This window comes from Klebsiella terrigena, from assembly GCF_006539725.1.
GTDB classification, from domain to species: Bacteria; Pseudomonadota; Gammaproteobacteria; order Enterobacterales; family Enterobacteriaceae; genus Klebsiella; species Klebsiella terrigena.
The window spans coordinates 91,797-114,737 of sequence record NZ_BJNO01000019.1; the positions used below are offsets into that span (position 1 = coordinate 91,797).

Genomic DNA, 22,941 nt, shown 5'->3' on the forward strand with positions numbered 1-22,941 from the left:
ATGGGGAGTAGTTTACAGCCCAATGGGCTGATTTATTTGCCCCAAGTGTGGGGATATGTATTCTCTCCAATGGAGAGTTCCCTTCAAGGGAAAAGGAAAGGGCCTTACGGCCCTTTTCTATTTTATATACTGCTTAACACATCATTTATGTTTGTAGAGCGCATATATCTCGCAGGATTACTCATCTGATCTTTGAGTGAGATAAAATGAGCATTACCACAAGTAATTTTCGCATCTTCTTCATTACCAAGACCAATGTGTTTACTTTTTGTTTCTACAACAAAGTAAATATGTTCTTCACCATTGTCTTCAATAACTAAGGCCCAGTCAGGATTGTAAGTTCCCAGTGGAGTCGGAATTTTAAACCAACCGGGAAGCTTCACATAAAGCTTAACTTCATCCTGTTCTTCGAGTTCCTGAGCGAAACGGCTTTCGACTTCAGAATCTTTAGGAACGTATTCGTAAACTGACTTAGACGAGGTTTCAAAAAGATTACGGGCATATCCTGTTAGCTCTTTATCCATAAAGAGACTTTGCGCATACACCTCTCCTTTTAGTGGATAATATTTAATACCATCAACAATTGACAAGCGTTTGCAGTAGTTGATTCGGCCTATAGCTTCACTGATAAACTGCTGTGGATTTTTAGCAAAATCAGCGAGTCTTCCACTCTCTTTCAGGATGGTGCTTAAACTGCGTCTTGTCAGTCCGGTTTTTTCCTGTAGAACACCAAGAATATCTGGCAATGGCTGCTCTGCAACATCAATTACAGTGCTTGTTGTCCCATTAGACAGAGCTTTAACATCAAGGCCAGATTGACTTTGTTTGATTGTTGCTTTGCTGAAACTGACCATTGCTTTTGCTACAGGCTGCATTTCAGAAAGTGATTTCGTACAGGATTTAATCAATTCTTCTTCATCAAATGCTAGTCGGTACAGCGTTTTTTGACAAATGCGCTGCCATAACGCTTCGAATTCCGGGCTGTTTAAGACTTCTTTCCGGTATTTGATTGTTTTACGCTCATCAGCATTGTTTATATTGAGTCGCCCTGCTGATTTACGCAGGATAGTTTCAATTTGTTCCTGTAGTGAGGCATACTTCTCACTAACAACAAAAGTGTCTTCGAATAACACGTTTTTCAGGGCTTTTGTGATTTTCCCCGATTTTTCCAGATATCCTTCGGTCTGTAGTTCAGCCCAAATCTCATGTGAACCGGCAATACCCACAGCTTGTGAGGAATCAGAGAAGATCAGATGGGCAAACGCATCTTTTTCGATGATACCAAAACGGATGCCTGTTTCGTTCTCAATTTCGCTCTGTAGTCGTTCGGCATAGGCTTCATAATTTTCACTGGCAACGACAGTCAGAATGTTAATGCTGTCATCACGAACACGTTCACCCTCTTGGTTAACACACAGGCGAAGACCACGCCCTAATGTTTGACGACGTTCTCGTTCACTTCCCATCTCTCGAAGGCTACAGATCTGGAATACATTGGGGTTATCCCAGCCTTCTTTCAAAGCAGAGTGTGAAAAAATAAACCTCACCGGATTCGAGAAACTCAAAAGCTTCTCTTTATTTTTCATGATGAGGTTATAACCGCGTTCCGCATTTTCGCGGCCTGCATTATTGCTTTCGGTTGTTTCAGCCCATCCACCTTTTTTATCAATGGAAAAATAACCATCATGAACGTCTTTAGCATGTTCTGGATGAGAAGGGAGCAAATCTTTATATGCGGGGCTTTTGATCGCTTTTAGATATTCTTCTTCAAAGATACGAGCATATTCACCCGGTTCACGAAGTCCTTCTTCATTAGTCTGGCGATAGAAATCAACCTTATCAATGAAGAACAGGGTGAGAACCTTGATTTGCTGGGAATTCAGGCGAAGTTCTTTATCAAGATGTTCACGAATTGTACGCCTAATCATATGACGCTGGATGAGCATCGGGTCAATATCACCCACGACATCACCCACTTGCATATAGTAGGTATTAGAAGGCGTCTCCAGTGTCAGATAGCCTTCTTTGCCCGTGCGGATCTCACTTATCCTGTATCCCTGATAAATATCACGCCCCGTTTCGTCATCAAGTGTCATACCGTCATGCACGGTAATTTCAGAACGATTTACGCCCCCTTTTTTATCGGCTATATCAACAATAACAGTCGCGCTAATGCTATTCTTCTTACTGTTAATACTGACCAGTTTTACATAGGGGCTATTGCTTGCATTTTGGACTTCAAGCCCGGCAACTTCGATTTGTTTCACCAGTTTCTGATTGTAAGCATCAATGGCATCGAGGCGATACACCATATGATGTTTATGCACATGTGTCGCTGAATAGCGTAAGGTAAACATTGGGTGCATAGCATCAAGTGCGGTTTTACCTGCACCATTTAAGCCACCATCAACACTTTGCGGTTCATCGACAATAATAATTGGACGCGTAGCACGTATCAGATCAATTGGCTTATCCAGATCGTCAACGGTTGTTTTTTCACTGGACTGATAGAGCTTATTAACGTCTTTTTTGTTAATCGCACCAACTGTCATTACCATGATCTGCATAACAGAGCTGGTTGCAAAATTTCGCACATCCGCAGGTTTTGACGAGTCATACAGATAGTATTGGTATGGAACTCCCGCATAAAGGCTTTTGAAATGTTCTTCAGTAATTTGTAGTGTTTTATAAACGCCTTCCTTGATGGCAACGGAAGGAACTACGATGATAAATTTGCTCATGCCATAGCGTTTATTCAACTCAAGCATGGTGCGAAGATAAACATACGTTTTACCTGTCCCTGTTTCCATCTCGACAGTAAAATCATGGCTGTCGAGCATAGGTGAGGGAGGAAGCTGATTTTTCAACTGAACATTGTTTAAGTTTTTTAGCAGAACATCATCTTCGGGTATTTGTGGATTTACAGGCATTGAACCTGTTGCGCCTTCAAATGAGAGAGCACCCTGAGCTGGGGCCAGCACAGTCATTTCGCTCTCCCACTTCTCCTGTCCCACAAACAAATCACAGACCGAAGTTATGGCGTTTTGCTGATAGGTAAGGTCAGATTCAAAATGTAGTTTCATCTCAATACCTTACAGGCTGTGTATGTTAGTCAGACCGTGTTGTTCCAGAATGGCGCAAAGATTTGTTTTAGCAACGTTATTTTCAAATGCGTCATCAAGGAAATAGCAGACCGTATCTTTGCCAGCTTTTAAACTCTTATGCCAGTCAATGATCCCCTTAGTCAGTCCTTCAACTGAAGAGGCTGGGATTTGACTGGTAAAGCAGGTAAACAATTTGCCACCGTCAACACAAGAAACGGTTAATCCATCAAACTGGCGAACTTCAACGTTAACACTCAGATCAATGCCACGCTTAAGCATTAATTCAGCAAGTAGGTCTTCTTCACTACGGCCTTCAATAATTGGGCTTATATAGGCATCAAGTTGTTGTGAAAGGCTTTCCGCTGTTGCTTCCCACGGGCGAATATTGGATGTGTCAAGTTTAAATACACGGAACCCAGTATCACCATTCCAGTCAGGATTATCTTCACGAACCTTTTTACCTGCACGGCGTAGGCGCTCTTTTGTGATTTCTGATATTTTTAAAGACATTCCATGTTTCTTCAAAAAAGCTGCTGCAATGGCTTTTTCCTTAGTATTTTCGTCAACTAATTCTGGTAGTTGCGCAATGACAAATTTGATTTTTCTATTCTTAATTGCATTGGCTGTGAAAACAGCGTGACCAAAAGTTCCTGAACCGCCAAAAAAATCAAGTGCTATGCATTTCTCATTAGGGTAAGTAGCTATTTCTATTATGCGAAGAAGAGTGCCTAAAGGTTTTGGTCTAGAAAAAACTTCTTTGTCAAATCCAATTTCAATAAATTGTTCACTTCCTCTTTCACTATTTACGTCTTTATGTGTCCATGAGGAGGTGGCTTTTACAGCATCCCTTTTGGATAGATAGTCTTTCTCCATGATGCCCCACATTTTTTTAGTAGGCATAAATTTAGCGTATACACTCTCAATTTTTGATTTTGCTGTATCAAATCCCCATCTCCATCGGCCATCCGTACCATCATCTCGAATAGGTTTTATTTCGATAAGACCATCATTTTGTTGATCTTTAGAGACAGATAGTTTGTTTTTTACTTCATCATAGTAGAAATAATAAAACATATCAGGGCGATCTTCCCTTCGGTCGGCATCACCTGTTTTACGTAAATCCATATCACGAAAGACTTCACCTGCTTCATCAATCTTATTATATCTTTTTAGGATTTTATCATCAGGTTCAAACCCATAGGTTTTAGCATGGGTTATATTTTTTGTCATTACAAGTATATATTCATGAGCAGTTGCTATGAATTTATCATCAGAGCGACCTTTAGGATTGTTTGTATTAGCTATAAGAGATATGAAATTCTCTTCTCCAAATATCTCAAAGCATAAACTACATAAGTTATGGACTTCATGTTCGTCGATTGAAATGAAAATAAAGCCAGAGTCAGAAAGTAAATTTCTGGCTAGTTTTATACGTGGATACATCATATTCAACCAGTCGGTATGATAACGACCGCTGGTTTCTGTATTTGTGCTTAAACGTGTTCCATCTTCTGTTTGTCCTGTAAGTTCGAGATAATTTTTCATATTATCTTGGAAGTTATCAGGATAAACAAAGTCTTTTCCGGTGTTATACGGTGGGTCGATATAAATAAGCTTTACTTTTCCAGCATAGCTTTTTTGAAGGAGTTTTAACACCTCAAGGTTATCGCCCTCAATCATAAGATTTTCGGTGTTATTCCAATCAACACTTTCATCTTTACATGGGCGTAAGGTGCCGCGAGAAGGGGTGAGAGCAAGCTGGCGAGCCTGACGTTTACCATGCCAGTTCAGACCATAGCGCTCTTCTTTTTCGTCTACATTTTCACCCAAAAGCTGTTTTAAAACGTCAAAATCAATGCCGTTTTCATTAAAGGCTTCAGGAAACAAAGAGTTAAGTTTGCTGATATTATCTTCAGTGATATTCATTGATTGTAGTTCTGTCATATCAGAAGTTATTTTTTTCATAAAAAGTATCCATCATGAGGTCACGGGAAAGCAGTGTCCGAAATTGGTAAGCATTTTACGGTATGAAGTGATAGCCATCAACCAGTGATGGCTATCCAAACACATTCAAAACAAAGGGTTACATGCACTCATGTGATTTGTTATCAAGCGGTTAGGCTTGGTTTTCTAACCCAAAACGAGCATCTGTGGCAAATTCAAACGGCCTTACCATACCGTTTCTGCTTGCATCAAGGTAGTCAGCCCACCATTGGAGCATCAGGCGACGCTGCTCAAGATGTTTTGCCTTGTGGGTATAAGCAGCACGGACGCTGTTGCTTTCCTTATGGCTCATTTGAAGCTCTACAGCGTCTTCTGACCATAGCCCGGACTCAATTAAGGCACTACAGGCCAGAGTGCGGAAACCGTGTCCACAGATGTCCTGCTTCGTGTTATATCCCATATTACGCAGGGCTTTGTTGATGGTGTTTTCACTCATGGGTTTAAACGAGTCATAACAGCCAGTGAAGATTAATCCATCATCATGGTCTTCTTCATAAGTCAGTTGTCGGATCTCTTTTAGTATCCTCATAGCTTGCTTGCAAAGGGGAACGAAGTGCTTACGCTTCATTTTGGCACCACGAGTCGAATGTTTGACGTTTTCAATTGCTTCTCGCTGTTCGGGTATCACCCATAACTTACTTTTGAAATCAATTTCAGACCAGCGAGCGAAACGAAGCTCACTGGAACGAATGAAAATCATCAGATTGAGCTGTATTGCCAGTATGGTTAACCTGCGGCCTTTGTATTCGGCAATTTTGTTAAGTAGCTGGGGTATTTCTTCCAGCTCAAGTGCAGGGCGGTGTTCAGTTTGTGGTTTCTGAACTGCCCCTTCCATATCATAGGCTGGGTTATGGCGTATCAGCTTTTGCTGGACGGCATGACGCAGGATTGCCGTAATGTATTGTTGAATGCGCATGGCAACTTCAAGATAACCAAGAGCCTCAACTTTTTTCACCGGAACCAGCAGATCACCCGTATCCAGTTCGGCAACATCTTTGTCACCGATTACCGGGAAGACATAAGTTTCAAGGCGCTTCCGTACGGCATCACCATAATCATCAGACCATTTTGTTTTCGTGGAGAACCACGCTTTGGCTACTGTTCTGAAGGAGCGTGTATTATCACGTTTGGCTTTAAGCTCTTTAACCTCTGCCTGTTTCTTTGCATTAGGGTCAATACCTTGAGCCAGAAGCCTTCTGGCCTCGTCACGGCGTTGTCTTGCGTCAGAAAGAGAAACTGCAGGGTAAACACCAATAGAGAAGAGTTTTTGTTTCCCTTCGAAGCGGTAAGCCATTTGCCAGTATTTCGAACCTTTAGGGGTAACACGAAGGAACATACCAAAGCCATCAGTAAGCTTGTATTCCTTCTCAAGGGGTTTTGCATTTTTTGCTTTAATATCAGTCAGTGACATGAAAACATCCCCTCGTTTGTTGGTAAAAGGGAAATCGAACCAGCATTACCAACATTTTTACCATCAAAATGATATGGCTTCGAGTGGTTTTTAGTGAACGAGGGTGAACGACTGAGAGGGGATAACCAATTGATAGAAATGCAGAAAGCAGACGTTAGTGAACGTCTGCTTTCTTGAAAATGGCTCCTCTGACTGGACTCGAACCAGTGACATACGGATTAACAGTCCGCCGTTCTACCGACTGAACTACAGAGGAATCGTGTGAACGAGGCGCATACTACTGGCCCCGCATTTTTGTGTCAATACTAAATTTAACTAACTGATTCAGATGGCTAAATTTAGCTCAACTCGTTGTTTTAGTGCACAGTGCGCGCGTCGTCCGCATCCTGGCGTTCATTATCACGTAATCTCTGCAGCGGGTCCTGGCGGTAAAACTGACAAAAACGCTGCCAAAGCGCTGGAAAACGCGGGGCGAACAGCTCGGGTGCGCTAAAGAAATATTCTGACAGAACGGCAAAACATTCCGCCGGGTCGGTCGCGGCGTAGGCATCAATACTGGCGGCGCTCTCGCCGACCAGGTCAATCTCATCCTGAATGTTGTTCATCGCCGCGTGGAGATCGTGTTCCCAGCCAGCAACCTCGCGTAAAGGTATTAGCGGCACGCCGCTGGCGCGATCGCCGTTGCGGGTATCAAGTTTATGAGCCACTTCGTGCACCACGAGGTTAAAACCCGATGCATCGAAGGAGTCCTGAATATCCAGCCAGTTAAGAATAATGGGCCCCTGCTGCCAGCTTTGTCCGGATTGCACGACCCGCTGGTTATGGACCAGGCCAATATCATCCTCCCACTCATCGTCGACGACGAACGGGGCAGGGTAGATAAGCACCTCGTGGAAACCGTCCAGCCATTCGATGCCGAGCTCGAGAACCGGCAGGCAAAATAGCATCGCGATGCGCGCGCTTTGCAGCGGAGTCAGCTCCAGCCCCTGCAGGGCAACCAGGCGTTTTTGCTGTAAAAAGCGCGCCGACATCTGCACAAGCTGCTGCTGCTCCTGTGCGGACAGGTTGGCTAAAACGGGGATGGCAAGCGCCTGCTCCCAGGGGATTTCCACACTGCCGGACTCTTCGTTTGCTTTCCAGGGCCATTTAAACATCATATTGCTCGCAAAGTCGTCACTTGAACGTAATTAAAGAGACAGGAACTATTAAAATGCCAAAGAACCTGGCATTATAGCAACCACTACAGCGGAGAGATGCCGGAGCGGCTGAACGGACTAGTCTCGAAAACTAGAGTAGGGGCAACTCTACCGGGGGTTCAAATCCCCCTCTCTCCGCCACTTCATCTTTCTATCTACCTGATTCAAAATCCTTTAATTAAATCCCTGCTGTTCAGAATACCGTTACCTGTGCCATCTGATGCCGGCGTTTGCTGGACGGAATTGAACGCTTATCAGATGCTCATAAGCTATCACTTAGCGATTGTTCAAGGTAGCAGTTTGCCAGTATCTCCTTCATTTTGTGAACTAAGTCGTGTGGCGCCCGCCAGGGCAGCACTCATTTAAAAATGTGCCACGACCGGCGATTGCGCATTAGGTTATCTCTGAATTTACTCTCGGTCGGCTGCCCACAAAAAAGCCCGCGCAAGGCGGGCTTAGGTGGGTGAAATCACATCAGAACTGATAGATGATGCCGAGCGCGAACTGGTTGTCAGTCGCCGCGCCGGTGACAGCGCGATCTTTCTCGTCGAGAAGGTTGAACTTATAGGCGGTGTAGACGTTGAAGTTTTTGTTGAAATAGTACCAGGTACCCAGCTCAACGTAGTTCATGATCTCTGCATTGCCGCGCCCGTCGTTACCGAGATCCTGACCTTTCGCGTAGACGTAGCCCAGGGAAGGGCGCAGACCGAATTCGAGCTGGTACTGAACGACGGCTTCAATGCTCTGCGTTTTATTGGCGATGAGGCTATTTTCCATCGGCAGCATATTGCGGGATTCGGCATACATCATGGCAGCATAGAGGCTATTGGCATCATATTTCGCCGCGATGCTCCAGACTTCAGCCGTTTCGCCTTTGCCGTCGGCGGCCTGTTCGTCAGTTCGGTCGGAATTACCGTAGGCGGCGGCAAAGCCAAATCCGTCGAGGCTGTACTCAACGGACGCGCTGTAGCCGTCGCCGTTGGCTTTCAGACGATTGCGGTTGGTATTTTTACCCTGGTACTGAAGAGCAAAGTTCAGCCCATCTGACAGGCCGAAAAAGTCAGTATTGCGGTAGGTGGCAACGCCGTTGGCGCGGCCGGTCATAAAGTTATCGGTATGCACCAGACCGTCGCCGCCCCACTCAACCAGCATATCCGTGTAGCCTGCGGCGTCGTATACCGCTCCGTAGTTGCGGCCATAATCAAATGAACCGTAGCTGGCATATTTTAAGCCGGCAAAGGCCAGACGGGTCGCGCTGCCCTGGTCGCCCTCTGGTCTGTTAGCTTTCATATTATATTCAAACTGACCATAGCCGGTCAGCTCGCGGTTGATCTGCGTTTCACCCTTAACACCGAACCGCGCGTAGGAGGTATCTTCAGAGTTGCGGTTGCCTTCGTCGGTATCGGTCATAATATGTTCGCCGACCATTTTGCCGTAGAAATCGACTTTATTACCGCTTTTATTATAGATTTCCGCTGCGCTCGCGGCCCCAGCCATTAATAAGGACGGCACCAGAATTGCCAGTACTTTTCTTTTCATTATATATTCCCTTTTATTTATAATTAATGTGAATGTCAAAAAATCTTGCTTAATGCAAAATAAATACTATCTGCGAAGGTTCATTTTTATTTAAATTTAAAATGTAAGTAAATTATATTTAATATTACAAAATGTTTCTTATTGATTCTTTATATTAATAAATTATCGGTTGTCGGTAAGCTATATTTCCTGGTTATTGTCTTTTATAACAACGTATTATTAGAGTGTGTGGGTGGATTCATGCTCGTGATAAAATTTCTAATGTTGATGTTTGGGCGTTACTGATGTGTTCGGCCGATAAATATCGTTTCTGTGCGCAAAATAATTGCGCAAAGAGAGAATCGGTAACGGGGAAATATTAAATCGACGGTTAACGGGAATATCAGGGCAGGCGCGAGGGCCATATTATTTACCGGCAGCTGGTGAGAGGCGATGCGGGCGACTCCCATTGCTCGCTGAACCTCTCCCGGACGTTACGGATGCCTGATGGCAAACTTCACTGTATAATGTGACTAAAATCACATTTTGTTTCAGGTGACGTTTCGTTCCTGAGGAAAGGAGGGCAGTTAAATGGAAGAGAAAGCGAAACGGAGTCCCGGGGGCAAGCTGGCGCTATGGGCTTTTTACGCCTTCTGCGGCTATTTCCTGTGGGCGATGGTGCGCTACTGGTGGGTTGTCGGGCATATTCAGAGCGTCCCCGGAGCGGGTATTGACGGGGATCTGGGTTCAACGGCGGGCAAATGGCTGGGTGCGCTGCTGGGCTTTCTTGTCCTCGGCGTCGTCGGGTTACTCCTTGGGACAATCGCCTGGTATACGCGGCCTGATGCTGGTAGCTATGAACATCAGGATTAAAGTTGCTATGCTCGCAGCCTACCTTCTCTCAGAGGAAAGCGCATGGAACTGGTTGACTGGCAGCAACGATTTGAAGCCTGGCTGATAGGGCATCACCCGCAGGGCGACTCCGCTCACGACATTTCGCATTTTCGTCGCGTGTGGGGCACCGCCCAGCGGCTGGCCGCCAACCGCCAGGTTGACCACCTGGTGATCCTCACCGCCTGTTACTTTCATGACATTGTCAGCCTGGCAAAAAACCACCCCGACCGCAGCCGCTCGTCGGTGATGGCGGCGCAAAAGACGCAGAGTATTCTGCACTCCTCTTTTGCCGATTTTCCCGTCGACCGCTATCCTGCCGTACTCCACGCCATTGAGGCGCATAGCTTTAGCGCCGCTATTCCTCCGCTGAGTGAAGAGGCGAAGATTGTCCAGGATGCCGACCGGCTCGAGTCCCTGGGGGCGATTGGTCTGGCGCGCGTTTTCGCGGTCTCCGGGGCGCTGAATAATATCCTGTTTGATGCTGACGATCCTTTTGCCGATAGGCGCGAGCTGGATGACCGCACCTACGCGCTGGACCATTTCCAGTGCAAGCTGCTGCGCCTGCCTAAAACCATGCAAACCGCTGAAGGGAGAGCGATGGCGGAACACAACGCCCGCTTCCTGGTGCAGTTTATGGCGAAGCTCAGTTCAGAGCTGCAGGGGGACCCTACCGCGCTGGATGAGGCGGTTTTGCGCCGCTTTGACCCACAGGCTTAAAACTGCCTGCGCTATTTGTGGTAATCTCTGCGAAAATTGTCCAGCTGGTTGAGGTTATGCCGCAAAATTTATCTAAGGAAAATCCCCCGTCTTTGCCGGTAACGCAGGCCGGGGAAGACGCGCAGGCGTTATTGCGCCAGCTGATGGCAATATATGATGTGAAAACGCTGGTGGCGCAGCTGGTTGCCGTTGGGGAACAGCACTGGAGCCCGGCGATACTTAAGCGCGTCGCCACGGTGTCCCGGGCGGCCAGCCGCTTAGGCCATCGGGAGCGCGCGCATCTGGCATCGCTGCTGCCGCGGCCGCCGGCACACCATCCGAATTATGCTTTCCGCTTTGTCGATCTGTTTGCCGGTATCGGTGGCATCCGCAACGGCTTTGAAGCCATCAACGGGCAGTGCGTTTTCACCAGCGAATGGAATAAGCACGCGGTGCGCACCTACAAAGCGAACTGGTATTGCGACCCCGAGCAGCATCGCTTCAATGCCGATATCCGTGATATCACCCTCAGCCATCGCCTTGATATCAGCGATGAAGACGCCGCGCGGCACATTCGCGACACTATTCCTCAGCATGATGTGCTGCTGGCCGGCTTTCCCTGCCAGCCTTTTTCCCTCGCCGGGGTATCGAAGAAGAACGCCCTCGGACGCGCCCACGGCTTTGCCTGTGAGACGCAGGGCACGCTGTTTTTCGATGTCGTCAGGATTATAGCGGCCCGGCGGCCGCCAATCTTTGTGCTGGAGAATGTCAAAAACCTGAAGAGCCACGACAAGGGGCGAACGTTCAGCATCATCATGCAAACCCTCGACGAACTCGGCTATGAGGTCTCTGATGCCGGGCATAGCGGGGCGGACGATCCCAAGGTTATCGATGGCCGCAACTTCCTGCCGCAACACCGCGAACGCATCGTGCTGGTTGGCTTTCGTCGCGACCTGCAGCTGCACGAGGGGTTTACCCTGCGCGATATCTCCGGGCTTTACCCGGCCCAGCGCCCGACGTTTGGCGAGCTGCTTGAGCCGACGGTGGATGCCAAATTTATTCTTACTCCGGTGCTGTGGAAGTACCTGTATCGCTACGCGCGTAAACACCAGGCGCTGGGCAACGGTTTCGGCTATGGGCTAGTCGACCCGCGCAACCCGCATAGCGTGGCGCGTACGCTGTCGGCTCGCTACTATAAGGATGGTGCCGAAATTCTGATCGACCGCGGCTGGGATCGCCCGCTGGGCGAGAAGGACTTTGACGATCCGCAAAACCAGCAGCGCCGTCCGCGCCGCCTCACGCCTCGCGAATGCGCGCGACTGATGGGCTTTGAGTCCCCGCAGGGATACCGCTTCCGCATTCCCGTCTCCGATACTCAGGCGTACCGCCAGTTCGGTAACTCGGTGGTGGTGCCGGTGTTTGCCGCCGTCGCCAGGCTGCTGCAGCCGCGAATTGCGCAGGCGGTGGCCCGCCGCGATCCCGAGGATGATGATGATGGACGTTCACGATAAAGCCACCCGCAGTAAAAATATGCGCGCCATCGGCACATTCGATACGGCGATAGAAAAACGACTGGCCGGACTGCTCACGCAGGCCGGTTTTTCTTTTACCGCTCAGGAGGCCACGCTGCCGGGGCGCCCGGATTTTGTGGTCAACGATTACCGCTGCGTTATCTTTACCCACGGCTGCTTCTGGCATCATCATGACTGCTACCTGTTCAAGGTGCCGGCAACCCGCACGGCGTTCTGGCTGAATAAAATCGACGGCAACGTGACGCGAGATCGGCGGGACGAGGCGCTGCTGCTTGAGCGGGGATGGCGGGTGCTGATCGTCTGGGAGTGCGCGCTACGCGGGAAGAAAAAGCTTAGTGATGAAGCGCTTAGCGAACGCCTGGAGGAGTGGATCTGCGGCGGCGGCCACCGCGCGCAGATTGATACTCAGGGAATCGGGCCGTAGCCTACTTTTCAACCTCACAGGGCGTGGCTTCGCTGCGGGCGGGGAACAGATACTTGCCGAGCGTCACCAGCACCACCGCAAAAATAATAACGCCGAGCGCCGTCCACTCGGTCAGCGACAGGCTCTCCCCGGCGAACCCGGTGCCTAATAACACCGCGACCACCGGGTTAACGTAGGCATAGCTGGTGGCAACGGCGGGGGTGACGTTACGGATCAGGTACATGTAAGCATTAATCGCAATCAGCGAGCCGAAGATGGCCAGGTAGGCGACGGCAATAATCCCCGACCATGAGGGCATCTGCGTCAGCTTTTCCCCGGTCAGGGTAGAGGCGACCATCAGCACAATTCCCGCCGCGAGCATCTCAACCGCGCCGGCCATCATGCCGGTGGGCAGCTCAATTCTCGAGCCATAGACTGAGCCAAACGCCCAGCTCATGGAGCCGATCAGGATCAGCAGCGCGCCCCAGGGATTGCCGCTTAAATTACCGCCGCTGTTGAGCAGGATAATACCCGCCAGGCCGATGGCGATGCCCAGCCACTCGATTTTACGCGTGGCGATGCCGAAAAAGCGGCTAAAGCACAGGGTAAATAGCGGGACGGTGGCGACCATCACCGCCGCAATACCGGAAGGCACGTGCTGATGCTCTGCCAGGGTGACGAAGCCGTTGCCAACGGCAAGCAGCAGAATGCCGATCAGCGCCGCGTTAAGCAGCGGTCTGCGCGCCGGGAGCCTGTGGCCGGTAGCCAGCAGATAGACGATGAGCAGCCCTCCGGCAGAAAGGAAGCGAATACCGGCCATCATCAGCGGGGGCCAGCTGGCAACGCCAATGGCGATAGCAAAGTAGGTGGATCCCCAGATGATATATAGCGCAAATAGCGCCCCGATAAGCGGTAATAACTGGCGGGTAGACATACGTCCTCACGACGGTACAAAAATAGGAAGGGGGCATATAGTAAACGTGAAAACTACCTCGCTGGCGAGCGCTTTAATTACCCGGCGATTGTTAATTTTTTGTTGACTATTTGCTTTGCTGGGCGAGACGCGAATTTTGCCCCATACTCTATGTTTAATAACCATAAAATGAAGGAATGGTATTTTGGCAGGAAGTAGTCTTTTAACCTTGTTGGACGATATTGCCACGCTGCTCGACGATATTTCGGTGATGGGTAAGCTGGCGGCGAAGAAGACGGCGGGCGTGCTCGGGGACGATCTTTCCCTCAATGCCCAGCAGGTGTCCGGCGTGCGGGCGAACCGCGAGCTGCCGGTGGTGTGGGGGGTGGCGAAGGGGTCGCTGGTCAATAAGGTGATCCTGGTTCCGCTGGCGCTTTTAATTAGCGCATTCATTCCGTGGGCGATTACGCCGCTGCTGATGTTTGGCGGGGCCTTCCTCTGTTTTGAAGGCGTCGAGAAGGTGCTGCATAGCCTGCAGGCCCGCAAACACAAAGAGGACCCGCAGGCCCGGCAACAGCGTCTGGCGGCGCTGGCCGAACGCGACCCGCTGGCATTTGAACGCGATAAGGTGAAAGGCGCCATTCGTACGGACTTTATTCTCTCCGCCGAAATTGTCGCGATTACCCTCGGTATCGTGGCGGATGCGCCGCTGCTAAACCAGATAATGATCCTTTCCGGGATTGCCCTGCTGGTGACCGTTGGCGTATACGGCCTGGTCGGCATTATCGTGAAGCTGGACGATATGGGCTACTGGCTGGTGGAGAAAAGCAGCGTGCTGGCCCGCGGGGTCGGCAAAGCTTTGCTGGCGGTGGCGCCTCGGCTGATGAAAGTGCTGTCGATTGTCGGGACGCTGGCGATGTTCCTGGTCGGTGGCGGCATCGTGGTCCACGGCATTACTCCGCTGCACCACGCGGTGGAAAATCTGGCCAACGGCATGTCCGGGTTCACCGCTTCGCTGCTGCCGACGGGCGTAAACCTGGTGCTGGGCTTCATCATTGGCGCCGTGGTAGTAGCGGGCGTGAAGGCCATTTCCGCGCTTCGTCGTGCGGTAAAGTAAATCCGTCGGCGGTTATGCAAAATGTCTCAGCTTCGTCTAAGGTGAAACAGTTTCTCCCGGATTACGGAGCGAAAAATGGTATGGTTCATCAGCGATGAAGTCAGGCGGAAAAGCGGCGGGCCGCGCATGGTTGTGACCGGTTTTGCCAACGGCATGGTTGAATGCCGGTGGTATGACGGCTATGCCGTTAAGCGCGAGGCGTTCCGTGAAGATGAGTTGGTTCGTGGGGGAGGGGGCGCGGAATAGCTCTCCTGATCCCAATAACGCCCGGTCTATACCGGGCGTTTTGTCATTGTATGGCCCGGCTTTCCGACAGGGAGCGTTGATGGCGTTTGTTTCTATGATGGTACTGCGAGAGCACAATGAATAAGTCGCTGTGGGGGAGAAAACTTCGCCGCCTTTCGAGCCCGGGACACGTGGTAAATTTTTGCTTTGTTGTGGTGCTATTTTTTTCTACCCTGCTGATATGGCGAGAAATAATGGTGCTGGAGGAGGCATATGTCGATAACCAGCACAACAATCTCGAAAACGTCGCCCATGAAATGGACGGCCTGCTGCAGTTTAATACCGACCGAATGATCTTTTTCCGCAACGGGATGCAGTCGGCGCTGGAAACGCCGCTAGATTTTATGATCCTGCGTAAGGCCGAGCAGGAGTACATCAGCAAGCGCCATGAAGCGATATGGTCGGTGGCGTTACACAATCGGCGTACGCTGCCGGTCTACGGCGTATCCGATGCTTTCATCGATAAAGATCCGACCCTGTCCCGCGACAATACCCTTTCCGGCAACGAGCTGATGGCTACGCTAGAGCTGGGCTATCTGCTGCGCCTGACTAACAATAACCGCGGCTTCACCGAGCGCATGCTGTACGTATCGCGCAGCGGCTTCTTTGTTAGCACCGAAGCGCTAACAAACACCACCCAGGCGCTGGCGCTTTATAGTGCTGCCACCCGCTCCCCGTGGTTTACCCGTCAGGCCCAGCGAACGAATCCCGGACGCGGCGTAGTCTGGCAAACCTTTCCCGAGGAGGGCGCGCTGCGCGATGCCCAGGTGGTGACCGCCTCCGTACCGCTGGACTTCCGCCACTACTGGCACGGCGTGCTGGCGATGGACTTTTCGGTTCGCGAAATGAAGACTTTTCTGGTAAACGCGGCGAAGGGCGGACAGGACGGTGAGTATCAGCTGTACGATAACCGGCTGAACCTGATTGCCTCTTCCGCACCGGGCAATGTGCTCACTCTGCTCTCGCCCCGCGAGCTGGAGACGCTGAGCTACGCCTTCTCGCACGATAACAAGGGCGGCATTCGCCTGTTAACCCGCTACATCAGCTGGGAAAAACTGAATAATTTTGATGGCGTCCTGCTGCGTATCCATACCCTGCAGGAAGGGGTCCGCGGCGAGTTTGGATCGATTACCATCGCCCTGATGCTGATGTGGCTGCTGTTTACCTCAATGCTGATTATCTCCTGGCTGGTTATCCTGCGTATGGTGCGCAATATGAGCGAGCTGCAAACGTCGCTGGAGTGGCGGGCCTGGCACGACGCATTAACGCGGCTGTTAAACCGCGGTGGGCTATTTGAAAGAGCCATTGCCGCTGCCGGAGAGTGCGAACGCGGGAAGCGCCCGTTCGCGGTGATCCAGCTCGATCTGGACTTCTTCAAGCGGGTGAACGACCTGCACGGTCATCAGTCCGGCGATCGGGTGCTGTCGCTGGTTGCCAGCACGATAGCCAGCAACATCCGCGAAGGCGATCTCGCCGGGCGCGTGGGCGGGGAGGAGTTTTGCGTGGTCATGCCGAATACCACCCTGCAGGAGGCGACTGCGATAGCGGAGCGTATCCGCGTTCGCATCAACAGCCGCGAAATACTGCTCTGCAACAATACGAGCCTGCGCATCAGCGCCTCGCTGGGCGTCAGCAGCAGCGAGGATTGCGCGGAGGTTAACTTCGAAAACCTGCAGTCGATAGCCGATCGGCGGCTCTATCTTGCGAAACAGAGTGGCCGCAACCGGGTCTGTTCTACGGGATAAGCGCCCGAAGCTGGCCGTCTTCATCCGTTCAGCGCGGCGTGACAAAGTGCTGATATGAGATTTATCTTAAAAGAGGGTGGGAGTGAAATACGATTTATGGCGCAGCGGCATCAACGAAGCCTTCTGCCACCTGGGTTATCCAGGGGCCCGGCGTCATTGGCTATGTGTCTCAATTATTTTCTTCATCAATAGCTCTTGTCATGCAAAATAATTGAGGATAATGTTTTCCACGCATCGGATCTCCCGGTGTAACGAATTTTCAAGTGCTTCTTGCATTAGCAAGTTTCATCCCGACTCCTGCGAGTCGGGATTTTTTTCGCCTGCGCCTAGCGGTTGACTTCGGTGACGCTAAAGTCGTGGATATCGAGCTCAAAGGCTTCCGCTAGCTCACGCCAGGTATGGTAATCGCGACCATCAATGCTCACGTGATGGGGATCGTCGCGGGTGCGCTGCACTTCGCTTTCGCTAATCTCATTAATTGCCGCCAGCAGGGCGTCAACATTGACGCTACCCCCGCTGCTACCCGAACTGCTCTCTTTGGCGGATTTCATCATCGCTACCTCGCTTGGCTCCGACAGTGCCTCTTCAAGTATAGACGGTCTATAAAAACAGCGCTCATCGGGCGGGACGCTGCGCATCCGGCGGTTTTGTTCTACACTGGCTCAAAAATAGAGGAGACGAGTTATGCAGGTGAACGATCGTGTCACGGTGAAGACCGACGGTGGCCCACGTCGATCGGGGGTAGTACTGGCAATAGAGTCGTTTAGCGAAGGAACAATGTATCTGGTTTCGCTGGAAGACTATCCGCTGGGGATCTGGTTTTTCAACGAGAAAGGGCATCCGGACGGTGTCTTTGTTGAGAAGGTCGACTAGTCTGTCTGCGATCAAAACTGGCGGTTGCTGCCGCCAGTTCTTTCATCGCATGTTGACGTAAATCCCTGAGGTAATGTTTTCCGTCAGACGGACAATATGGTAAATCACCTGTTTATTGTGGGTCTGGATTTTCTTTTTAATATTGCCTTTGTGCGATGAAACGGTCTTAGCCTTGATGTTCATCTGCGTCGATATTTGCGATGTCCCGTGCCCGGCCATCCACATTTGCAGCATATTTGATTCGGCCCGGCTTAATGACAGCGTGGGTATATTGATGCGTCCGGCGCTGAAGCGATCGTATTTCAGGTGATTACCCAGAATATCATCAAGGTCTTTTGGCGTAAGCGACTTTGAGCTAATAAGTAAGTTTTTGCGTACCAACAGATAGTGGTCAAAATGAACGTTAGCCAGCGCCATAAAGATCACAAATAGCGTACCGGGATAATCCGTAATGATTTGTCGGATAAGCTGATTACTATCTTCGCGATGAATAAAGCAATCTTCGTTGAGAAACACCACCGCCGGGCGGGACGATTCGCAGCTCTCTTTCAGGCTTGCCGCCGTTTGCACTTCGCTGATGTCACGCTTTCTTATTCCTCTGCTTGTCAGATACCCGGTTAATCCCAGTCGGGTATAGCTGCACAAATCCATGATAATCGTTGACATGACCCATCCTCAATCAACACGTAACGATAATTCATCCTTCGCCGGTGAGCGCGATGAAGTCCATTTAAGTGGGTAATAAAACAAGGTACAGTGTGGAAACCATTAAGTAACCTGAACTATTCCGTAATATTGCCTATAATTTGCCAGGAATACTCCCAAAGTAAAGGCGTGCATCATGTTACGTCGGGGAATTAAAAGCAAAAACTTCCAGTTACAGATATGGTTGCCGGCCGGGAGTTATTCCCTTTTCGGATTTTCCTTATACTGGCTGGATAAATTCTCACCTCACCAATATGGCCGTTTCATCAAAAACATTAATTAATAGCCGAATAAACCGAAGGCCATTTAGCGCTACTGGCGACTGGCCTGGATTCACGGCCGCTGGGCGCCGTTTTTCGCCCGCTGCAAGAGAGGTGGCAGGCTTAACGCTTTAATGCCACAATACTTTTTTATCGGTGTGTGGGATGAATGATGAAAAAGATAGTAATTGCTGGCGCGCTGTTGACTCTCGCCGGATGCGTGCAGGTAGATAATTACAACGAGGTTGTCAAAGCGCCAGCGCCCGCCGGGTTAGAGGGATACTGGCAATCAAAAGGTCCGCAGAGCGAAATGATGAGCCCGGATGCGATTGCCAGCCTGATTGTGACCAAAAATGGCGATACGCTCGATTGTCGTCAGTGGCAGCGAGTTATCGTCACGCAGGGTAAATTAATGCAGCGTGACGATCGGGTTTACAACGTGACGTCAGCTCTGGATATCTATCCTGTCGAACGCACCGGCAATACCCTGGAGTATGACCGCATGACCCTGACTCGCGTCGACCGCCTCACTCCTGAGTGCGAGCAGGCGTGGAATAAATCCGCCGCCGCGACGAAAAGCGCGCACTAGGGCACCGACGGGCTGGCAGCGCGTCCAGCCCGCGATATTCACCTGATTTATAACGTCTCTTCGATAACCCACACGCTGACGCTCCCGCCGCGGCAGGTAAACGTCGCGCAGCCTTCGTCGTCGGTTTCCACCGCCTCCTGCTGGTTGCCGAGAAAATCTTTCCAGCGCTTATTGCCATAATTGGCGCCAAGGGTTAGCGATTTCTCACCGTCATCACCGTTCGACAACACCACCACGCATCCCGGATCGTCATCGGTGCCGCTGCGGCTGAAGGCGATACAGTTCGGATGATCGAACCACAGCGTCTGCACGCCGTGAGCAAAGCGCTGGCGGGCATCAATCAGCTCGTGCAGCTGTTCGATAACCGGCATCTCGATAGCGTAAGTCTGGCCATCTCCGCCGGTATCTTCATAGCTGGCGCCGAAAAGATCGGCATAAAAGACCGATGGCACGCCGTTCTCGCGCAGCAGAATAAGCGCATAGGCCAGCGGCTTAAACCACGGCTCAACCGGCGCCTCCAGCGCCTGCAGCGGCTGCGTATCGTGGTTGGTCACCAGGGTCACGGCGTGGAACGGATCGGCTTCAACCAGCGTACCGCTAAAGATCTGGCTCATATCGTAATCGCGGCCCTGGCGCGAGGCCTCGTGAAACTTCATCTGCAGGGGCGCGTCGAACAGCAGCGTATTGCCATCCACCATCGCGATATACTGCTGCAGCTTCTCAACTTCATGCGACCAGTATTCCGCTACGATAAACAGCGGCTTTGTCGCCACTTCCTGGACGTGATCGATCCACTCCTTATAAAACCAGGCCGGAATATGCTTCACCGCGTCGAGGCGAAAACCGTCGCAGCCGGTCTGCTCCATCGCCCAGCGTGCCCAGTACTTGAGCTCTTCGGTAACCGCATGATTGCGGAAATCGATATTCTCGCCCATCAGGTAGTCGAAGTTGCCCATCTCATCATCGACCTGATCGTTCCAGCCTTCGCCGGTATAGTCGTTAACGATTTTAAAAACGCCGTCTTCGTCCGGGTTCTCAATATGATCGATGCCGCTAAAGCATTTATAATCCCAGACGAACTGCGAATATTTACCTTCGCGGGCGGGGAAGTCGTAGCGGGTCCAGGCCTCGCACTCCACCACCTCTTCGGCAATTTGTGTACGATCCTGCTCGTCCACGCGCTGAACGCGGATGCTCTCTTTTTTATCGGCACCCATTTTGTGGTTGACCACCACGTCCAGCAGGACGGCGATATCGTGCTGTCGCAGCGCGGCGATGGCCGCCAGCAGCTGCGCCTTGTCGCCGTATTTGGTGGCGATGGAGCCCTTTTGGTCGAACTCGCCAAGGTCAAAAAGATCGTAGCTGTCGTAGCCGACGGAGTAGCCGCCGGAAGCGCCTTTATACGCGGGAGGGAGCCAAATCATATTGACGCCGATTTCGTTCAGGTTAGGTGCCAGCGCCTCAACTTCACGCCATAACTCGCCGCCGGTGGGGTAATACCAATGAAAGCACTGCAATAACGTGGGGTTTTTCATCTTCCGTGCTCCAGACGTCATCAAGCTGACTCTTGCAGTATGAGAGATCTCCAGCAAATACGATCAATTTTGCGCGCGTTTTTCACTATGCCATAAACGGTATCGTATATAATAAATTGGAATAAGATGTAGCGGATAGATGTTGGTCCATCCGCATAAACGCCTTACACTACAAAAAAATATCACTCTGTGGGGTCTCTATGAAATTAGCACTTCTGGGCCGCCAGGCGCTGATGGGCGCAATGGCTGTGGTTTTGATGACTGGCGTTAGCGTAAAAACGTTTGCAGCAGAAAACCTGTTTAACCAAATTAAAGAGCGCGGCACGCTGCGCGTGGGCCTGGAAGGAACCTATCCTCCGTTCAGCTATCAGGGTGATGACGGCAAGCTGGCCGGTTTTGAGGTCGACTTTGCCAACGAGCTGGCGAAGCATCTGGGAGTGAAGGCCGATCTGAAACCAACCAAATGGGACGGAATGCTGGCCTCGCTGGATTCTAAACGCATCGACGTGGTGATTAACCAGGTCACCATTTCCGACCAGCGTAAGAAAAAATATGACTTCTCCACGCCGTACACCGTCTCTGGCGTGCAGGCGCTGGTGAAAAAGGGCAATGAAGGCGTTATCAAAACGGCGGCCGACCTGAAAGGCAAGAAAGTCGGCGTGGGTCTGGGCACCAACTACGAAGAGTGGCTGCGTCAGAACGTGCAGGGCGTGGATATCCGCACCTATGATGACGACCCGACTAAATATCAGGATCTGCGCGTAGGCCGCATCGATGCCATTCTGGTCGATCGTCTGGCGGCGCTGGATCTGGTGAAGAAAACCGGCAATACCCTGGCCGTCACCGGCGAAGCGTTCTCGCGTCAGGAGTCTGGCGTGGCGCTGCGTAAAGGTAACGAAGACCTGCTGAAAGCGGTGGATGGTGCCATTGCCGACATGCAAAAAGACGGCAGCCTGAAAGCGCTGTCGGAAAAATGGTTTGGCGCTGACGTGACGAAATAACGGCCGGCGGTGAAAAAAGGCGCTCATGGAAGCGCCTTTTTTTATTTCGTCGGCAACTACGTGCATAATAAAAACAAAGGGCCTGTTTCATCAGGCTATTTTATGGGCCAGTTTGCCTGGAATAATAACGCCTGAGGGATTGGCTCTCAGTCAGGAGATATCATGTCACTGCAAAATTTAACGCGTTTCCCGCGCCTGGAGCTGATTGGCGCTCCGACGCCGCTGGAATACCTGCCGCGCCTGTCGGATCATCTCGGTCGCGAAATTTTTATCAAACGCGACGACGTGACCCCGCTTGCTATGGGCGGCAATAAGCTGCGCAAGCTGGAGTTCCTGGCGGCCGATGCGCTGCGGGAAGGTGCTGATACGCTGATCACCGCCGGCGCGATTCAATCTAACCACGTTCGTCAAACCGCGGCGGTGGCGGCTAAGCTTGGCCTGCACTGCGTGGCCCTGCTGGAAAACCCGATTGGCACCCGTGCGGAGAACTACCTGACTAACGGCAACCGCCTGCTGCTGGATCTGTTCAATACCCAGGTTGAGATGTGCGATGCGCTGACCGACCCCAATGCGCAGCTGGAAGAGCTGGCGACGCGTATCGAGGCTCAGGGCTATCGTCCGTATGTTATCCCGGTCGGCGGCTCCAGCGCGCTGGGTGCGCTAGGCTATGTTGAAAGCGCGCTGGAAATTGCCCAGCAGTGCGAAGGCGCGGTAGAGCTGTCGTCCGTGGTGGTGGCATCCGGCAGCGCCGGCACCCATGCCGGCCTGGCGGTGGGTCTGGAACAGCTGATGCCGGGAGCCGAACTGATTGGCGTCACCGTGTCGCGCAAGGTGGCGGACCAGCTGCCGAAAGTCGTTGCCCTGCAGCAGGCGGTAGCGAACAGCCTTGAGCTGCAGGCAAAAGCCGGGATTACGCTGTGGGACGACTATTTCGCACCAGGCTACGGCACGCCGAATGACGAAGGAATGGAAGCGGTAAAACTGTTGGCACAGCTTGAGGGTATCCTGCTGGATCCGGTCTATACCGGGAAGGCGATGGCCGGGCTGATTGACGGTATTCAGCAGAAACGCTTTAAGGATGAAGGGCCAATCTTATTTATACACACCGGCGGAGCGCCGGCGCTGTTTGCCTACCATCCTCATATCTAAAGCAGAACAAA

Annotated in this window: 20 protein-coding genes and 2 tRNA genes; 12 read left to right on the forward strand and 10 right to left on the reverse strand. The window is 51.1% G+C overall.

From position 1 onward, the window contains the following. Nucleotides 1-122: 122 nt before the first annotated feature. From RTE01_RS19485 to mtfA, 5 genes are all read right to left on the reverse strand, one after another. Nucleotides 123-3,083, reverse strand: a complete 2,961-nt coding sequence (locus tag RTE01_RS19485) for a type III restriction-modification system endonuclease (RefSeq protein ID WP_141335285.1) — start codon at nucleotides 3,081-3,083, stop codon at nucleotides 123-125. A 9-nt stretch (nucleotides 3,084-3,092) separates the two neighbouring features. Continuing rightward, nucleotides 3,093-5,069 (reverse strand): site-specific DNA-methyltransferase, encoded by a 1,977-nt coding sequence (locus RTE01_RS19490; protein ID WP_134526755.1) that lies wholly within the window; start codon nucleotides 5,067-5,069, stop codon nucleotides 3,093-3,095. 151 nt (nucleotides 5,070-5,220) lie between these two features. Further along, nucleotides 5,221-6,519 (reverse strand): tyrosine-type recombinase/integrase, encoded by a 1,299-nt coding sequence (locus tag RTE01_RS19495; RefSeq protein ID WP_134526751.1) that lies wholly within the window; start codon nucleotides 6,517-6,519, stop codon nucleotides 5,221-5,223. Nucleotides 6,520-6,699: 180 nt separating this feature from the next. Beyond that, nucleotides 6,700-6,775: transfer RNA gene (locus RTE01_RS19500), tRNA-Asn, on the reverse strand. Between the two features lie 100 nt (nucleotides 6,776-6,875). Further along, entirely contained in the window at nucleotides 6,876-7,676 is an 801-nt protein-coding gene (gene mtfA, locus RTE01_RS19505; RefSeq protein ID WP_166793740.1) for a DgsA anti-repressor MtfA, read from the reverse strand. A gap of 90 nt (nucleotides 7,677-7,766) precedes the next feature. On the opposite strand from mtfA, the gene RTE01_RS19510 reads away from it, so the two are divergent. Continuing rightward, nucleotides 7,767-7,856 (forward strand) — tRNA-Ser (locus tag RTE01_RS19510). Between the two features lie 333 nt (nucleotides 7,857-8,189). On the opposite strand, the gene RTE01_RS19515 is transcribed toward RTE01_RS19510, so the two are convergent. Further along, nucleotides 8,190-9,254 carry a porin gene (locus RTE01_RS19515; protein WP_115192362.1) on the reverse strand — a complete coding sequence of 355 codons (1,065 nt, stop codon included), beginning with the start codon at nucleotides 9,252-9,254 and terminating at the stop codon, nucleotides 8,190-8,192. Nucleotides 9,255-9,824: 570 nt separating this feature from the next. Here RTE01_RS19515 and drpB point away from each other — a divergent pair. From drpB to RTE01_RS19535, 4 genes are read left to right on the forward strand one after another with little or no spacing between them, the layout of a single operon-like run. Continuing rightward, nucleotides 9,825-10,106, forward strand: a complete 282-nt coding sequence (drpB, locus tag RTE01_RS19520) for a cell division protein DrpB (RefSeq protein ID WP_041146287.1) — start codon at nucleotides 9,825-9,827, stop codon at nucleotides 10,104-10,106. Between the two features lie 42 nt (nucleotides 10,107-10,148). Next, nucleotides 10,149-10,844, forward strand: coding sequence for a phosphohydrolase (locus tag RTE01_RS19525; RefSeq protein ID WP_041146286.1), 696 nt, complete (start codon nucleotides 10,149-10,151; stop codon nucleotides 10,842-10,844). Between the two features lie 56 nt (nucleotides 10,845-10,900). Continuing rightward, a complete protein-coding gene (locus RTE01_RS19530) occupies nucleotides 10,901-12,334 on the forward strand; it encodes a DNA cytosine methyltransferase (protein ID WP_041147686.1) in 1,434 nt (477 codons plus the stop codon). Then, nucleotides 12,315-12,779 (forward strand): very short patch repair endonuclease, encoded by a 465-nt coding sequence (locus RTE01_RS19535; RefSeq protein ID WP_134528560.1) that lies wholly within the window; start codon nucleotides 12,315-12,317, stop codon nucleotides 12,777-12,779. The genes RTE01_RS19530 and RTE01_RS19535 overlap by 20 nt, the downstream gene beginning before the upstream one ends. A 1-nt stretch (nucleotide 12,780) precedes the next feature. Here the strand turns inward: RTE01_RS19535 and yedA are convergent, their stop codons facing one another. Then, the gene (yedA, locus tag RTE01_RS19540) at nucleotides 12,781-13,692 is read right to left on the reverse strand and encodes a drug/metabolite exporter YedA (RefSeq protein WP_041146285.1); all 912 of its coding nucleotides are present in this window, start codon (nucleotides 13,690-13,692) and stop codon (nucleotides 12,781-12,783) included. A gap of 184 nt (nucleotides 13,693-13,876) precedes the next feature. On the opposite strand from yedA, the gene RTE01_RS19545 reads away from it, so the two are divergent. The 3 genes from RTE01_RS19545 to dgcQ all read left to right on the forward strand — a co-directional run bounded on the left by RTE01_RS19545 (nucleotide 13,877) and on the right by dgcQ (nucleotide 16,818). Further along, complete coding sequence (locus RTE01_RS19545) at nucleotides 13,877-14,788, forward strand: DUF808 domain-containing protein (protein WP_134526745.1); 912 nt, start codon at nucleotides 13,877-13,879, stop codon at nucleotides 14,786-14,788. 75 nt (nucleotides 14,789-14,863) lie between these two features. Further along, the gene (locus RTE01_RS19550; protein WP_071844949.1) at nucleotides 14,864-15,034 is read left to right on the forward strand and encodes a YodC family protein; all 171 of its coding nucleotides are present in this window, start codon (nucleotides 14,864-14,866) and stop codon (nucleotides 15,032-15,034) included. A 116-nt stretch (nucleotides 15,035-15,150) separates the two neighbouring features. Then, the gene (gene dgcQ / locus RTE01_RS19555) at nucleotides 15,151-16,818 is read left to right on the forward strand and encodes a cellulose biosynthesis regulator diguanylate cyclase DgcQ (protein WP_134526742.1); all 1,668 of its coding nucleotides are present in this window, start codon (nucleotides 15,151-15,153) and stop codon (nucleotides 16,816-16,818) included. Between the two features lie 326 nt (nucleotides 16,819-17,144). On the opposite strand, the gene yodD is transcribed toward dgcQ, so the two are convergent. Then, complete coding sequence (gene yodD, locus RTE01_RS19560; RefSeq protein WP_041146282.1) at nucleotides 17,145-17,369, reverse strand: YodD family peroxide/acid resistance protein; 225 nt, start codon at nucleotides 17,367-17,369, stop codon at nucleotides 17,145-17,147. Between the two features lie 133 nt (nucleotides 17,370-17,502). On the opposite strand from yodD, the gene dsrB reads away from it, so the two are divergent. After that, nucleotides 17,503-17,691, forward strand: coding sequence for a protein DsrB (dsrB, locus tag RTE01_RS19565; RefSeq protein ID WP_041146281.1), 189 nt, complete (start codon nucleotides 17,503-17,505; stop codon nucleotides 17,689-17,691). Nucleotides 17,692-17,733: 42 nt separating this feature from the next. On the opposite strand, the gene rcsA is transcribed toward dsrB, so the two are convergent. Continuing rightward, nucleotides 17,734-18,357 (reverse strand): transcriptional regulator RcsA, encoded by a 624-nt coding sequence (gene rcsA / locus RTE01_RS19570; RefSeq protein ID WP_041146280.1) that lies wholly within the window; start codon nucleotides 18,355-18,357, stop codon nucleotides 17,734-17,736. Between the two features lie 471 nt (nucleotides 18,358-18,828). Between rcsA and yedD the strand changes: the two genes are divergently transcribed. Continuing rightward, nucleotides 18,829-19,245: a lipoprotein YedD gene (gene yedD / locus RTE01_RS19575; RefSeq protein ID WP_134526739.1), complete on the forward strand. Its 417-nt coding sequence runs from the start codon at nucleotides 18,829-18,831 to the stop codon at nucleotides 19,243-19,245. Between the two features lie 47 nt (nucleotides 19,246-19,292). On the opposite strand, the gene amyA is transcribed toward yedD, so the two are convergent. Then, nucleotides 19,293-20,780: an alpha-amylase gene (gene amyA, locus RTE01_RS19580; protein ID WP_123551626.1), complete on the reverse strand. Its 1,488-nt coding sequence runs from the start codon at nucleotides 20,778-20,780 to the stop codon at nucleotides 19,293-19,295. A gap of 200 nt (nucleotides 20,781-20,980) precedes the next feature. Here amyA and tcyJ point away from each other — a divergent pair, with 200 nt between their 5' ends. Beyond that, a complete protein-coding gene (gene tcyJ, locus RTE01_RS19585; protein ID WP_041146277.1) occupies nucleotides 20,981-21,781 on the forward strand; it encodes a cystine ABC transporter substrate-binding protein in 801 nt (266 codons plus the stop codon). A 162-nt stretch (nucleotides 21,782-21,943) separates the two neighbouring features. Then, nucleotides 21,944-22,930: a D-cysteine desulfhydrase gene (gene dcyD, locus RTE01_RS19590; RefSeq protein ID WP_041146276.1), complete on the forward strand. Its 987-nt coding sequence runs from the start codon at nucleotides 21,944-21,946 to the stop codon at nucleotides 22,928-22,930. Nucleotides 22,931-22,941: the final 11 nt, after the last annotated feature.

Excerpts from the sequence above, each read along its gene's own strand:
- yodD (WP_041146282.1), bottom strand. The coding sequence starts at position 17,369 with ATGAAATCCGCCAAAGAGAGCAGTTCGGGTAGCAGCGGGGGTAGCGTC.
- drpB (WP_041146287.1), top strand. The coding sequence starts at position 9,825 with ATGGAAGAGAAAGCGAAACGGAGTCCCGGGGGCAAGCTGGCGCTATGG.
- dgcQ (WP_134526742.1), top strand. The coding sequence starts at position 15,151 with ATGAATAAGTCGCTGTGGGGGAGAAAACTTCGCCGCCTTTCGAGCCCG.
- RTE01_RS19515 (WP_115192362.1), bottom strand. The coding sequence starts at position 9,254 with ATGAAAAGAAAAGTACTGGCAATTCTGGTGCCGTCCTTATTAATGGCT.
- dcyD (WP_041146276.1), top strand. The coding sequence starts at position 21,944 with ATGTCACTGCAAAATTTAACGCGTTTCCCGCGCCTGGAGCTGATTGGC.
- amyA (WP_123551626.1), bottom strand. The coding sequence starts at position 20,780 with ATGAAAAACCCCACGTTATTGCAGTGCTTTCATTGGTATTACCCCACC.
- rcsA (WP_041146280.1), bottom strand. The coding sequence starts at position 18,357 with ATGTCAACGATTATCATGGATTTGTGCAGCTATACCCGACTGGGATTA.
- RTE01_RS19525 (WP_041146286.1), top strand. The coding sequence starts at position 10,149 with ATGGAACTGGTTGACTGGCAGCAACGATTTGAAGCCTGGCTGATAGGG.
- RTE01_RS19490 (WP_134526755.1), bottom strand. The coding sequence starts at position 5,069 with ATGAAAAAAATAACTTCTGATATGACAGAACTACAATCAATGAATATC.
- RTE01_RS19535 (WP_134528560.1), top strand. The coding sequence starts at position 12,315 with ATGATGGACGTTCACGATAAAGCCACCCGCAGTAAAAATATGCGCGCC.
- tcyJ (WP_041146277.1), top strand. The coding sequence starts at position 20,981 with ATGAAATTAGCACTTCTGGGCCGCCAGGCGCTGATGGGCGCAATGGCT.
- yedA (WP_041146285.1), bottom strand. The coding sequence starts at position 13,692 with ATGTCTACCCGCCAGTTATTACCGCTTATCGGGGCGCTATTTGCGCTA.
- RTE01_RS19485 (WP_141335285.1), bottom strand. The coding sequence starts at position 3,083 with ATGAAACTACATTTTGAATCTGACCTTACCTATCAGCAAAACGCCATA.
- RTE01_RS19495 (WP_134526751.1), bottom strand. The coding sequence starts at position 6,519 with ATGTCACTGACTGATATTAAAGCAAAAAATGCAAAACCCCTTGAGAAG.
- mtfA (WP_166793740.1), bottom strand. The coding sequence starts at position 7,676 with ATGATGTTTAAATGGCCCTGGAAAGCAAACGAAGAGTCCGGCAGTGTG.
- RTE01_RS19550 (WP_071844949.1), top strand. The coding sequence starts at position 14,864 with ATGGTATGGTTCATCAGCGATGAAGTCAGGCGGAAAAGCGGCGGGCCG.
- yedD (WP_134526739.1), top strand. The coding sequence starts at position 18,829 with ATGAAAAAGATAGTAATTGCTGGCGCGCTGTTGACTCTCGCCGGATGC.
- RTE01_RS19530 (WP_041147686.1), top strand. The coding sequence starts at position 10,901 with ATGCCGCAAAATTTATCTAAGGAAAATCCCCCGTCTTTGCCGGTAACG.
- dsrB (WP_041146281.1), top strand. The coding sequence starts at position 17,503 with ATGCAGGTGAACGATCGTGTCACGGTGAAGACCGACGGTGGCCCACGT.